This window comes from Mycobacterium sp. OAE908 (assembly GCF_017872775.1).
Taxonomy (GTDB): Bacteria; Actinomycetota; Actinomycetes; order Mycobacteriales; family Mycobacteriaceae; genus Mycobacterium.
The window spans coordinates 2,235,019-2,248,379 of the sequence record NZ_JAGGJL010000001.1 but is presented as its reverse complement, the minus strand read 5'-3'; the positions used below and the strand labels follow the sequence as shown (position 1 = coordinate 2,248,379).

Sequence of the window (13,361 nt, the reverse complement as noted above, 5' to 3'; positions counted from 1 at the left end):
GCCTTGCTGGATAGGGTATCTGCGCTGTGAAGAGCGACTCGATCAGGAAGCGTCGCCGCTCTTACGCAGCGGGTTGGGCACCGGAGACTGCGGGATACCGCTGAGCTTGCGGAGCGTCGCGATACAGTTGTGAAGTTCTTCGAGGGCCACGCCGGCCGCTTTGGCGCGAAAGAACTCCTGCAGCTGACGCAATGTCTCCCGTTGTACGCGAGCGCCTTTCGCGGTCACCTCGATTCGGGTCATCCGCCGGTCGGTATCAGACCGTTTTCGACGCAGCAGGCCCGCGGCGACGAGCTCGTCGACATCGGAGGTGATCGTACTTCGCAACACGTTGAGATATTCGTGCAGCAAGCCGGGACGGTCGAGGCCGGCGTGAACGAGAAAGATGATGCCCAACGCGCGATCCGAGATCGCATACTTGCGCTCCACGGGCTGAGTGAGGGCCGAGATCATGCGTTGCACGTCCATCACGGCGCCAAGGAAGTCGACGATGTCGGCATCGTCGGCAGCGCCAATGGTGTCGGTCACGACGCCACGATACTCGGCCGCGTCCCCGGCCACCGACGTCAAACTGAATAGTTCATTATCTGAAGCATATGCGCTAACCTGATCCGAGGCGAGATTCGCCCACGCGTCGGATGGGGCGCGAGGACTGCGCGGAGTGTCGATGAAGCCAACGAGTCGTGTCGAGGAACCCACCGACGTCAGCGCCACGCAGTCACGTCGCACCGCATCCCGGACGGCTATCTGGTGGGCGATCGCCGTTGCGGCTGTGGTCTTCATTCTGGTGACTGCGGAGAAGCACGGGCCGGCCTCACCCGAGAACCGGAATCCAGCCGGCGTGGGCAAGCCGCCTCCGGTGGCGCCGCTGTTGGCCCCCTTCGACTGGGTGATGTGGGGACAGATATTGGGCGCCCTGCTCGCCGCCGGCTCGGTTGTCGCGTCCATTCTGGTCTGGAGACGGCGTCCAGGGCATCCCGTCGTACTGATGGTCCTCGCCTCCAGCACACTGATTTGGTGGGACCCGATCAACAACTGGGCGATCGGTTTGGTCTACAACCCGAATCTCTGGCACTTCCCCCGAAATTGGCTGTGGTTCAACATCTCTCCGATAATCGAGCCGATAACGTCATTCATCTACGCGCCCTACGTCCTTCTCCCCTATTTCCTGGCCATGCCGATCCTGCGGACCGTCCAACGGCGCAGTGACCCAAGGGCATTCGCCTGGCGCCACCCGCTGATCTCGATATCCGTGCTGACGTTCATCATTGGCGTCATTTGGGATGCCGCCCAGGAGATTGTGCTCACCCGCGCCCAGTTCCTCACTTACAGTCATGTCATCGAATTCGGCTCCATGGATCTGGGTAAGAACAGTCAGTTCCCGCTGATGATGGCCAGCGTGCTCATCACGATGGTGATGATCCCAGCGTCAGTTCTGCTCTATCGCGACGACACCGGAAGGTCGCAGGCAGAGAAGCTCGCCCAGCGACTGGGCCTATATACCCGTCGTCCTGTGTTGGCCACCTTCATCGTGATGGCGGTTGTCTTGAATATCGCGATGATCAGTTTCAGCTCAACGTTCTGGTTGGTGCGTGCGACCGGCGCGGCGTCCACCGTCGCGTGCCCCTGGCCGTACCCGCAGGCGAAGACCTGGGATCCGCGCGGCTACTACCAATCCCAGGGGGCCCCAGGACCATTCACTGCAGGCAACGCCAGTACGTGGCAAATTGCGCAGCTCGAAGGGCGCCCGACAGACATCGTCGTGGAGTCCGACCGCTGCAATTCCCAATGATGTTCTGAGCGGATCAACCGCCGATGATCAGTTCGGCGGCCCGCTCTCCGATCATCAGCGCCGCGGCATTCGTATTACCGCCCACGATGCTCGGCATGATCGACGCGTCGGCCACCCGAAGTCCCTCAACCCCCAGCACCCGCAGCGCGGGATCGACGACCGCGCGTTCGTCAGTACCCATCCGACACGTCCCGACTGGGTGATAGACGCCCGAAGCGTTTCGGCGTACGTATTCCACGATGTCGGATCCGCCGCGATCTGCGCCCGGCAGCATTTCACGACCCACCTCCCGTGCGACCGCGGGGTGCGCCGCCGCGTCTTTGACGAGCTCCATGCCGGCCACCAGCGTCGCGAGATCGGCGGGTTCGGCCAAGTAGTTCGGATCTATCAGCGGAGCATCAAACGGATCTGTCGAGGCCAGCCGAAGGGTGCCCCGACTCTCGGGATAAATCATCGTCGGCATGAGCGTCAACGACAGCGACAGATCGGGAGGCAGGTGCAGACCCGGCTCGTCCTGATTCTCGGGGTAACCCATGGGGAGGATGAATATCTGCAAGTCGGGAACGTCGGTGCCCGTGCGGATTCCGCTGTCCACGAACGCCACACCCTCAAACAGGGTGTGCGCCAAAAATGTCGATCGTGGACGAACGGTTTCGCGGACCGCTGCCCGGGCGAAACTCAGCGGTGAGGCGCTGCGCCCGCCGCGCGCTTCATAAGACATCGGCACAAACAAATGGTCGTGCAGATTGTCTCCGACCGGCAGGTCGGCCACCACCTTGATCCCATGCTCACGCAAGTGAGCCGCATGCCCGATACCAGAGAGCATCAGAAGTCGCGGCGTACCAAGCGATCCCGCGCTGATGATGACCTCGCGGCTCGCGCGCGCGGGACCGACCGGTCGCCTGCCGCGGCCTGCAACAATCTCCACACCGACGGCGCGGCCGTTCTCCACCATGATCTGGGTCGCGGTGACGCCGGTCAGTACTCGCAGATTCGGCGGTGCGTCCCACAGGTATCCGCGGTCGGTGCCGACCCTGCGGCCTGCGCGGGCGCTCTGCTGTATCGGCGCCACGCCAGCCTGCTCCGCGCCGTTGTAGTCGTGATTCATCCCCACCTCGGCGGTCGCAGCGAGCGCGGCCATGTAGCTTTCGGTGACACTCGCCAGACCGGTGGCCCGTTCTACGGCGATCGGGCCGTCTCCACCGCGCAGATCGCTGGGACCGTCCTCGAAACTCTCGAGTCGCCGGAAGGCAGGCAGCACCTCGGAAAAGTCCCAGCCCTTCGCTCCATCGGCGGCCCACGCGTCGTAGTTCTGCCGATTACCCCGTACAAACGCCATGCCGTTGATCACGCTGCCGCCGCCGAGTATCCGCCCATGAGACTGGGGAAGCTTGCGGCCGTTCATATTTCGCTGCGGCACGCTGTAAGCGGGCCAGGTGACCAACCGTTGCAGGGCCGTGACGGCGTGGATGGCGCCACTCATCCCGGGAATCGTGACCAACGGGCCACGACGCTGACGTCCCGACTCGATCAGGATCACGGCAGCGCCGGTATCGGCGAGCCGCCGCGCCACGACCGCACCAGCACTACCCGACCCCACGACGACGTAGTCCGCCCCCTCCGGTCCTACCGGATCCAACCGTGCGCGTTTCATTCCGAGACCTCCGTCGACGGGGGTAGCATTTACTTCATAATCTGAAGTACTGTAACTTGCGAGACGCCGGTTGAGGCACCCAGGTGGCCGAACACACGTCGCCCTTCGGCGGCGGTTACCTCACTGAATAAGACCAGACGGAGTCCGACGTGAACGACGAGATGGCGCCGCGCCACGCCAAGGCGGAGCGGCCCGATCACCGGCGCTCACTGGCCGGTCTATTGACGGTCGCGGCGATTGTCGGAGTTGTCGCCTTGTGTGTCAGCCTCTTTCGAGGCGACTTCGATCACGGGCTGCCAGTGACAGTTGTCTCACCCCGGGCAGGACTCGTGCTCAACTCGGACGCAAAGGTCAAGTTGCATGGCGTCCAGATCGGTCACGTCACCGCCGTCGACGCGCGCCCTGACGGACAAGCCGCTATCGAACTGACGCTCGACGAATCTCAGGTGCGCCTCGTCCCGGCGAACGTGCAAGTCGAAATCGCCTCACCTACAGCGTTCGGCGCGAAATCGGTCGAGCTAATGGACCCTGAAAATCCATCGCCACAGCGCATCTCGGCCGGACAAGTGATCCAGGCCCGCCACGTCATGGTCGAAATCAACACACTGTTCCAGCAACTCACCGCCCTGCTGGACAAAGTTGCGCCCGACAAACTCAACGAAACGCTGACAGCTCTCGGCTCCGCCCTCAGTGGACGCGGCCACGAGATCGGCACGACGATCGATCAATTGGACGCGTTCCTGGCTACAGTCGAACCAGCGCTGCCGGCCCTGAGCCGCGAGTTGGCCGCCGCTCCTACGGTGTTCAACACCTACGCCGACGCGGCCCCGGATCTGGTCACCACGGTCGACAACAGCGCACGGATCAGCCAGACGATAGTCGACGAGCAGCACAATCTGGATGCGTTCCTGCTCAGCGCCATTGGGCTGGCGCAGGCCGGCACCCCGCTTCTCAGCGAGAATCGACGGTCACTCGCTGATGTCTTACACCTCTTGGTGCCGACCACGGATCTGACCAACGAATACAACCCGGCGCTGAACTGCCAGATCACCGGCATGGCATACATCGCCAAGTGGCCACCCCTGCGCGTCCCCGGTGCCGAGGTCATCGCCGGTCTCACAGCGGGGCAGGAACGCTATCGCTATCCCGGTGACCTTCCGAAGGTGGGAGCCAAAGGCGGCCCACACTGTGAAGATCTGCCGGTGCCATTCCTGAGTCACCCGCGTTGGGTGGTCGCCGACACCGGAAGCAACCCGTGGAAGTACGGCAACCAAAATCTCGTGCTCAACAGCGACGGCCTCAAGCAATGGCTGTTCGGCCCGATCGACGGTCCCCCGCGCAACACCGCCCAGATCGGACAACCGGGGTGAGGCGCCTCGGCCTGACTGCGGTCAAATTCGGTGTCTTCGCCGCCGTCATGGTGGTGCTGACCGCCGGCATGTTCTTGATCTTCGATCAATATCAAACCGGCGCCAAGACAAGGTATTCGGCGATCTTCACCGATGCATCGAGCCTGCGTGCCGGCGCCTCCGTCCGGATGGCCGGCATCCGCATCGGAACGGTCCACAGGGTTTCCCTGCGCGACGACACGAGAGTCGAGGTGGACTTCGACGCAGACCGCGACCTCGTGCTGTCGGTTGGGACCCGCGCCGTGGTGCGCTATCTCAACTTGGTCGGTGACCGATACCTCGAGCTTGTCGACAGCCCTGGGGCAACTGGAGTGCTTCCCGCCGACGCCCAGATTCCCGTGGAGCGCACCGCAGGCGCACTGGATCTCGACCTGCTGTTGGGAGGGCTCAAACCGGTCATCCAAGGTCTCAATCCCGAGGACGTCAACGCATTGACCTCGTCGTTGATCGCGGTCTTCCAGGATCAGGGCGACACGATGGAATCCCTGATGTCCAAGAGCGCGTCGTTCACGAACACGTTGGCCGACAACAGCGCAACCGTCCAAGCCGTCATTGACAACCTCAGCACCACCCTCGCCACACTGTCGAAAGACAGTGATCAGTTCTCCACAACGATCGACCGCCTGCAACGGTTGGCCGAGGGGTTGTCGAAGGACCGCGATCCGATCGGAACGGCCATCGAGTCCCTCAACAGCGGGACCGCTTCACTGGCCGATCTACTCACTGCGGCACGACCTCCCCTCGCGGGCACGGTCGAGCAGCTGAGCCGCTTGGCGCCGCTGCTCGACCAAGACAAGGGACGCTTGGAAACCGCGCTACGAATGGCGCCCGACAACTACAACAAACTGATCCGGACCGGGGCCTACGGCAGCTTTGTGAACTACTACCTCTGTGGGATCGCCTTCCGGGTCAGCGATCTGCAAGGCCGTACCGCCGTCTTCCCGATGCTCAAACAAGAAGCCGGAAGGTGCGGTGAGCCCTGATGCTCAAATACCGTGGGCCGCGCCTCATCCGGGCAGGATTCGTCGGTCTGGTTCTCATTGCGCTCGTCATCGCGATCGGCCTGCAACCCGAACGGCTGTGGTCGCTCGCGACGCAAGTCACCTATCGAGCCCTGTTCGCCGAAGCCGGCGGACTTGCCGCCGGTAACAAGGTCAAATTGTCCGGGGTCGACATCGGGACAGTGACCGAAGTGAGCCTGCAAGGTCTGCAGCCGCTGGTCACCTTCAAAGTCGACGCGACAGTACGACTGGCGTCCGACACCTCGGCGCACATCCGCACCGGCAGCCTGCTCGGCGAGAGAGTGCTCGTGCTCGAATCAGCAGGCCGTGCAAAGTTGCGCCCCTTCGACGTCATCCCGGTCTCCCGGACATCCTCGCCGTACTCGCTGACCGACGCGGTCGGCGACCTGACCAAGAACACCGCATCGACCGACACAGCCACGCTGAACCAGTCGCTGAACACGTTGGCGGCCACCATCGACCAGATCGCCCCTCAATTGGGTCCGACCTTCGACGGCATCACACGGCTGTCGAAAACTTTGAACAGCCGCAACGAGACGCTCCAACAGCTTCTTTCGTCTGCCTCAGACATCACCCAAGTGCTCGCCGACCGCAGCCAGCAGCTCAACCAACTGATACTGAACGCCAACGACTTGGTCGAAGTCCTCGTCGCGCGCCGTCAGGCCATCATCGATCTGCTGGCCAATACAACGACTGTGGCCCAGCAACTCTCGGGCCTCATCCACGACAACGAGCAGAAGCTGGCGCCGACCCTCGACAAACTCAATTCGGTGACCGCGATGCTCGAACACAGCCGCGACAACATAGCCAGGATGCTTCCCGCACTGGCGAAGTTTCAGATAACGCTGGGAGAGACCGTTGCCAACGGTTTCTATTACAACGCCTACGTCCCCGACCTGCTGCCCGGCAATATTCTGCAACCGTTCCTCGACTACGCCTTCGGCTTCCGACGCGGAACCGGTAACGGTAAACCACCCGACAACGCTGGACCGCGCGCAGAATTCCCTTTCCCCCGCAACGGCATTCCGGCACCACCACGATGACCAGGCCACGGATTAGATTGATCGCCGCCGGCATGTTGCTCGCGCTGACCTCGGGCGCATCGACGTGGCTCATCCATGCGACCACGTTCGCACCCAAGTCCATCACGGCGTATTTCACCAACGCCACTTCGATCTATCCAGGTGACGAGGTCCGGGTTTCAGGAGTCAAAGTCGGCACCATCGCCGCCATCACACCCGAGGGCACTCAGTCGAAGGTGACGATGCACGTCGACCGCAGCGTGCCGGTTCCAGAGAACGCCGACGCCGTACTCGTAGCGCCGAACCTGGTGGCCGCGCGCTACATTCAGCTCGTTGCGCCGAGCAGCCCCAGCGCTGCGATCATCGCAGACGGTGCGCAGATACCGCTCAATCGCACTGCCGTGCCTGTCGAATGGGACGAAGTCAAACAGCAACTGATGCGCCTGGCGACCGACCTAGGCCCGCGCGACACGGAGTCGAACACCGCAGCAGCCCGCTTCATCGACAGCGCAGCCGGGGCTATGAACGGCAATGGCGACAAACTACGCCAGACACTCTCCGAGCTCTCGGCTGTGGGACGCATCCTCGCCGGCGGCAGCGGCGACATCGTCAGCACCCTGAGAAACCTGCAAGTCTTCGTCAGCGCCCTCAAGGACAGCAACGTTGCGATCGTCCAATTCCAAGATCGCTTCGCGACGTTGACCAGTGTGCTGAACGACAGCAGGTCAGAGTTGGACGCCGCGCTGACAAACCTCGCATCTGTTGTCGGCGAGGTTCAGACCTTCGTCTCAGGCACCCGCGACAAAACTAGCGAACAAGTACTGCGATTGGCCAATGTCACCCAGACCCTCGCAGATCACCGCAAAGACGTAGAACAGGTGCTCCACGTCGCCCCGCATGCCGTGGCCAACACCGTCAACATGTTCGACCCACAGATGGGGTCAGGCGCAGGCGCTTTCGTCCTGACCAACTTCTCCAACCCGATCCAGTTCATCTGCTCCTCGATTGGCGTCGTCGCCAACGTGACCGCAACCGAGACAGCCAAACTGTGCGCCCAGTATCTGGGGCCGGCGCTCGACGCCGTCAATTTCAACATGACACCTGTCCCCTTCAACCCATTCCTGGCGAAAACGCCACCGCCTGAGGACCTGATCTACACCGAGCCCAACCTGATGCCCGGAGCAAGTGGGCCGACCCCCGGCCCACCCGAAACACCTTCCGCGGTTTCGGCTTACGGGTCGGCGCCCGCTGACCCGCCCAGCCTGCCCGACATGCTGCTGCCGGCCGAACATCCACCAGCGACAGGGCCGCCACCGCCATGACCGCACGCAGAAGACTCCGCCAGCTCATACGAGTCGGCTGCGCTGTCATGCTGACCGCAACCGCCGGCTGCGCGTTTCAGGGAGTCAACTCTTTGCCGCTGCCCGGCGCTGTCGGACGCGGACCGGATGCACACATCTACCACATCGAGATCGCCAATGTGGGTACGCTTGAACCCAATTCACCGGTGATGATCGACGACGTGGTGGTGGGCAGCGTCGCCAAAATGGGAGTCAAAGCCGGCCACGCTGATGTTCAGGTGTCGGTGCGCCCCGACGTTTCGGTAGCCGCCAACGCGATAGCGACCATCGGTCAAACGAGTCTGCTCGGGTCCAGTCACCTGGCCTTGGATCCGCCGCTCGGAGAGCGCCCCACAGGGAGCCTGCCGGCCGGTACGACGCTGGCGCTGAAGCAATCCTCGACCTATCCCTCTACCGAACAGACACTGGCTTCGGTGTCGGCGTTGGTCAATTCCGGTGGTCTCGGCCAGATCGGCGACATCGTCCACAACATGAATTCGGCGTTGTCCGGACACGAACCTCAGCTCCGCGACCTCCTGCAACGGTTGAACCGACTTGTCGGCACCTTCGATGCGCAGCGCGACGACCTGATCGAGGCCATGCATGCGCTCGATCGCCTCACGGGAACCTTCGGCGCCCAACGTGAGGTGCTGACGCGGGCGCTGCACACCATCCCCGGCGCACTGGACGTTCTCATCCAACAGCAACCCACATTCACCAGCGCTTTGAGTGGACTTGGAGTTTTCGCCGACACCGCGACTCAGGTGGTCAACGCCACTCAAGCCGACCTTCTCACCAACCTGCACAACCTCGAACCCACGATTTGCAGCCTTGCCAACGTCGGGCCGGATCTTGACAGAGGGCTGGCGCTTGCGTCCAGCTACCCGCTCACGCAAGACTTCGTCGACCGCGCCGTACGCGGGGACTACATCAATTTGTTCGCCACCCTTGATCTGACGGTCAACCGTCTCAAGAGCGGGCTGTTCCTCGGAACCCGTTGGGGGCAAGAGGGATTGACGCTTGTGCCGGCCCCCGGCGATCCGGGCTACAACGCTTACTACACCGACAATCCGCTGGGTGTCGGTGCCAGCCCGCCACCGAATCCCACGGCCATGCCCGAAGGCGCGGGGCCTCCTCCGCCGCTTCCGCCAGGGACGCCCCGACCCGCTCCTGGGGCGACGGGGCCGATGGAGGGCTGCTGATGCTCACCCGGTTCGTGCGCACTCAGCTGATCATCTTCACGACACTGTCGGTGATCGGCATCGTGGTGATGGCCACTGTCTACCTGCAGGTGCCGACGCTGTTGGGCATCGGACGGATCACGGTGACCTTGAACCTGCCCAGTGCCGGCGGTTTGTACCGTTTCAGCAACGTCACCTATCGAGGCAGCCAGGTCGGCAAGGTCGTCGGGATCGTACCCACTGCCCAGGGCGCCACAGCGACCCTCTCACTGGACAGCACGCCACACATACCTGCAGACCTGCAAGCACAGGTCCGCAGCGTCTCGGCGATCGGCGAGCAGTATGTCGAGCTGCGTCCACGCACGGACTCCGGGCCCTACCTGGCGGACGGTTCGGTGATTCCTGTGCGAGACACCATCATTCCGCAACAGGTCGGCCCGATGCTCGATCAGCTCAGCGCGCTTCTCGGCAGCGTTCCGAAGGACTCGCTGGCTCAGCTTCTCGACCAGTCCTCGCGAGGCCTCGGCGGCGGCGGCTACGACCTCGGATCACTCATCGATTCCTCCTCGCGCGTCGTCGGTGATCTGAGTTCGTCCGCTGAGCAGACCCGTCAGCTTGTCGAAGACACTGAGCCGCTGCTGGATTCGCAAGTGCAGACATCAGATGCGATCCGCTTATGGACGCACAGCCTTGCCGGTGTCACGTCGCAGCTCACCACGAACGATCCCGACATTCGTGGACTGCTGCAGCGCGGTTCGGCCTCATTCGGTGAGGTGACTCGGCTTTTCGATCAACTCAAGCCGACATTGCCCGTTCTGCTGGCGAATCTCACCTCGGTCGGACAGGTTGGGGTGACTTATCATGCGTCCCTCGAACAGCTACTGGTGCTGCTGCCGCCGCTGACCGCGATGTTCATTGGTGCTGGCCCACACAACAATTACGTCGGCCAGGGCCTCGGCGACTTCCGGCTCACGCAGGGAGATCCGCCACCGTGCACCGTCGGGTACCTGCCTCCAAACCAGTGGAGGTCACCTGCCGACACCAGCCCCACCGAAACCCCCGACGGCTTGTATTGCAAACTGCCACAGGACTCGCCGATAGCTGTACGGGGCGCTCGCAACTACCCCTGTATGGGACATCCCGGCAAGCGCGCGCCGACGGTCGAAGAATGCGACAGCGACACACCGTTCGAGCCGTTGGCTCAACGAGAGCACGCGCTAGGCCCGTATCCGCTCGATCCCAACTTGATCAGCCAAGGTGTTCCACCGGATTCGCGGGTGGACGACAACGACCGCCTCCACGCACCGACGGAAGGCACACCGCTGCCGTCGCAAGAGACCGTCCCGCCGGATCCTCCTGTTGCTGCGCCGCAGGGTTATTCCGGGCGCAGCGGAGCCGATCGCGACGCACCGGTGGCGTTCGCTCGGTACGACCCCGGCACCGGCAAGTACATGGCGCCCGACGGTCGGGTGTACGAGCAGCGCGACCTCGTCGCTACAGCGCACCCGCATACCTGGGAGGACATCCTCCTTCCGGAATGAGAATCGCCGGCCATGATCTCGACGGACTCGAGGAGAAACCCATGTTTCTGCCCCGCGTAGCAGCGCTGACAGCTTTGGCAGCCGCCGCGACGTTCGGCCTCGCCACGGCCGGAGTCGGCCACGCTGCGTCGTGCGACCGGCCCATCAACGGCACCTACACCGCCACGTCTGACGGGCAATGGGCGAAGACCCGCGAGGTCTACCACGACGAGGTTTCGGTCGTAACGACGTGGACCGTGACGTCTGACTGCGACGACGTGATGCACTGTGAAGGCAAAGTCACCAGCCAGCAGGGCTGGACCGAAGATCTTCAGTGCCGTGCCGGTCAGTGGTACACCAGCCGTCGGGTCGACGATTGGCAGCCGTGTCCAGACGGCAGCACCACGCCGGGCGACCAGTCTTTCCGCTTCTGGCGCACCGCAGATGACCCCGAAACCTTCGTCGGCTTCGACCGCACCATCGGGCCCAGTGGTGGCTGCGGAGTCAACCTCTGGCTCACTGTCGAGATGCCGTTCCGGCTTACCATCGACACGTAGGGTGACCGGTCATGAGTGAGACGACAGAGACAACGGTGACGATCAGCCGCGTCACCGTAACAAGTGATTGTTCGTTCGATGACGTGGTAGCCGCCGTCTACGCGGGTCTTGGGCGAGTCGGCAATTTTGCTGCGACCGTGGCGGATTGGCGCAGCGCAACTGACCGCGAATCCTTTGATGCCGCGGTGCAACCACTCACCGGTTCCAGTGGTCTGATCGAGTTCCTCAGCCTCGACCACGGTGAGGTCGTGACCCTTCGCTATCCCGATCGTGGCTATCGACTGCTGCGGATCATCGCCGGTAACCCGGTCACCATGAGCACGATGACCGTGACGACGCCCGATGCCGGTTCATACGCGCCGGTGACCATTCTGATCGCAGAACGTGCGCACGGTGTCACGCTGTCTTACGACCGCGTCGCCAGCGCGATCGCGCCTTACGGTAGCGCCGAGGCATCCGCCGTAGCCGAGTCCCTCGACGATGCGGTACTGAGGCTTCTGCACGACGCAGCCGGCTAGCCGTCGCGCACCGAATCACCCGTTGGCTGAGGCGAATTCAAGCGCTAGTTGTCGTCGAACATCGAGGAGATGGCGGAGCCGAGGATCCCGCCCGAGTCCCCCAGCGATGAATCCTCTTGCCACCTGGCTGTTGCGCAGGCATGCCGTTAGCAGTCACTCGCAGGACCATGCCAACCAAATCGATCGATACCGTCGACACGCGCTGCGGACCGTGGAATCATTTGCTGGTGGACGAGGACGACCCCGAGAAGCGAATCTCCGAGCTGGAGCGCCGGCTGTCCGATTCGCAAGGCGTCGAGCCGCCGCCGATGCCCCAAACGCAGTCCAGTTGGCCGCAGGCCGCCCAGCCCCAACCCGGCTTTTCTTCGCAGCCGCAGGGCTATCCGGGTCTCGGCCAGGGGCCGCAGCCATTTCCGCCGCCACCGTCGGTGAGCCCCACCGGCGGCCAGTTCGGCAGTTGGCCCTCCTCATTTCCATCGCCTACACCCGGCTACCAAGACGCACCCCAGTTCGGACGCAGGCCGTGGCAACGGGGCCGCTATCTGGTCTGGATATTGGTGGTGCCGCTGCTGGTGCTCTGGCCAATCGTCAAAAACCCGGTCATGGGGTTCGTTCAGGGCACTGTCGATCACGAGAGCTCAGCGGGCCAGAGCACGACGCAGCCCCTCGCGAGGAGCGCGCTCGGCACGCCGGCGGCCTGCAAGCTGTTCACCATCGACATTGCCAAGCCGGTCCTCGGGCCCGACACACACGTCACGCAGAACACGTCCGGAATCTGCATGTACAAGAGTTCGCAGGGATTCGGCAGCGTTGAGATCAGCGACTGGCCGTCGACGAAACCGTCTGGGCCCGACCTGCGACCGGTGCAGGGTCTCGGTGATGAGGCCGTCTTTTCCGGCGACGAGCTGTACGTCAAAAAGGGCCCGGCCGGCCTGAAGATATCGCTGTCAGATGGGCCCTTCTCGCCTGGTACCTCGGATGACTTCGAGGCCAAGCGCGACGATGCCGAAAAAGCCATCGCTCAGCAGATGCTGGCGAAGCTCTGACCCTCGCCGCGGTGAGGCCCTAACGACCTGCCAGTGGGCAGCACTGCGGCGGTGACTTTCTCGACGAGCGGGCCATCCAGGACGGCGAAATATCGTGCGCACCAACATGTCCTGAGATCGGGTGACGTTCGGTGAACATACCGGTGCTAGGCAACGGAATCGATTGCCATGGGGGGTACTGGCAATACACGTCTCAGCAGGGCCTCCCTCATCGCAGGATTTGATGATTACGTGTGGAACCACGGTGCGTGCCATTCCACCTACAGCCCGGGTTTGCCCCGCACGCCGAGTCGCAGGCAC

The 13,361-nt window shown here is 63.2% G+C and carries 12 protein-coding genes; 10 read left to right on the top strand and 2 right to left on the bottom strand.

What is annotated here, in order from left to right:
- Positions 1-42 precede the first annotated feature (42 nt).
- Positions 43-528, bottom strand: coding sequence for a winged helix DNA-binding protein (locus tag J3E61_RS10950; protein WP_210083571.1), 486 nt, complete (start codon positions 526-528; stop codon positions 43-45).
- Between the two features lie 139 nt (positions 529-667).
- Here J3E61_RS10950 and J3E61_RS10945 point away from each other — a divergent pair, with 139 nt between their 5' ends.
- A complete protein-coding gene (locus J3E61_RS10945; protein ID WP_210083570.1) occupies positions 668-1,792 on the top strand; it encodes a spirocyclase AveC family protein in 1,125 nt (374 codons plus the stop codon).
- A gap of 13 nt (positions 1,793-1,805) precedes the next feature.
- Here the strand turns inward: J3E61_RS10945 and J3E61_RS10940 are convergent, their stop codons facing one another.
- A complete protein-coding gene (locus J3E61_RS10940) occupies positions 1,806-3,446 on the bottom strand; it encodes a GMC family oxidoreductase N-terminal domain-containing protein (RefSeq protein ID WP_210083569.1) in 1,641 nt (546 codons plus the stop codon).
- 161 nt (positions 3,447-3,607) lie between these two features.
- On the opposite strand from J3E61_RS10940, the gene J3E61_RS10935 reads away from it, so the two are divergent.
- The 9 genes from J3E61_RS10935 to J3E61_RS10895 all read left to right on the top strand — a co-directional run bounded on the left by J3E61_RS10935 (position 3,608) and on the right by J3E61_RS10895 (position 13,061).
- A complete protein-coding gene (locus J3E61_RS10935; RefSeq protein WP_210085505.1) occupies positions 3,608-4,816 on the top strand; it encodes an MCE family protein in 1,209 nt (402 codons plus the stop codon).
- Positions 4,813-5,838 carry an MCE family protein gene (locus tag J3E61_RS10930; RefSeq protein WP_210083568.1) on the top strand — a complete coding sequence of 342 codons (1,026 nt, stop codon included), beginning with the start codon at positions 4,813-4,815 and terminating at the stop codon, positions 5,836-5,838. Before J3E61_RS10935 ends, J3E61_RS10930 begins: the two co-directional genes overlap by 4 nt.
- Positions 5,838-6,920, top strand: coding sequence for an MCE family protein (locus J3E61_RS10925; protein WP_192725846.1), 1,083 nt, complete (start codon positions 5,838-5,840; stop codon positions 6,918-6,920). The genes J3E61_RS10930 and J3E61_RS10925 overlap by 1 nt, the downstream gene beginning before the upstream one ends.
- Positions 6,917-8,221, top strand: a complete 1,305-nt coding sequence (locus J3E61_RS10920) for an MCE family protein (RefSeq protein WP_210083567.1) — start codon at positions 6,917-6,919, stop codon at positions 8,219-8,221. Before J3E61_RS10925 ends, J3E61_RS10920 begins: the two co-directional genes overlap by 4 nt.
- Entirely contained in the window at positions 8,218-9,441 is a 1,224-nt protein-coding gene (locus J3E61_RS10915; RefSeq protein WP_210083566.1) for an MCE family protein, read from the top strand. The genes J3E61_RS10920 and J3E61_RS10915 overlap by 4 nt, the downstream gene beginning before the upstream one ends.
- Positions 9,441-10,961, top strand: coding sequence for an MCE family protein (locus J3E61_RS10910; RefSeq protein WP_210083565.1), 1,521 nt, complete (start codon positions 9,441-9,443; stop codon positions 10,959-10,961). Before J3E61_RS10915 ends, J3E61_RS10910 begins: the two co-directional genes overlap by 1 nt.
- A 41-nt stretch (positions 10,962-11,002) precedes the next feature.
- The gene (locus J3E61_RS10905) at positions 11,003-11,497 is read left to right on the top strand and encodes a hypothetical protein (protein ID WP_210083564.1); all 495 of its coding nucleotides are present in this window, start codon (positions 11,003-11,005) and stop codon (positions 11,495-11,497) included.
- Between the two features lie 11 nt (positions 11,498-11,508).
- The gene (locus J3E61_RS10900) at positions 11,509-12,015 is read left to right on the top strand and encodes a hypothetical protein (RefSeq protein ID WP_210083563.1); all 507 of its coding nucleotides are present in this window, start codon (positions 11,509-11,511) and stop codon (positions 12,013-12,015) included.
- A gap of 167 nt (positions 12,016-12,182) precedes the next feature.
- Complete coding sequence (locus tag J3E61_RS10895; RefSeq protein ID WP_210083562.1) at positions 12,183-13,061, top strand: hypothetical protein; 879 nt, start codon at positions 12,183-12,185, stop codon at positions 13,059-13,061.
- Positions 13,062-13,361 lie beyond the last annotated feature (300 nt).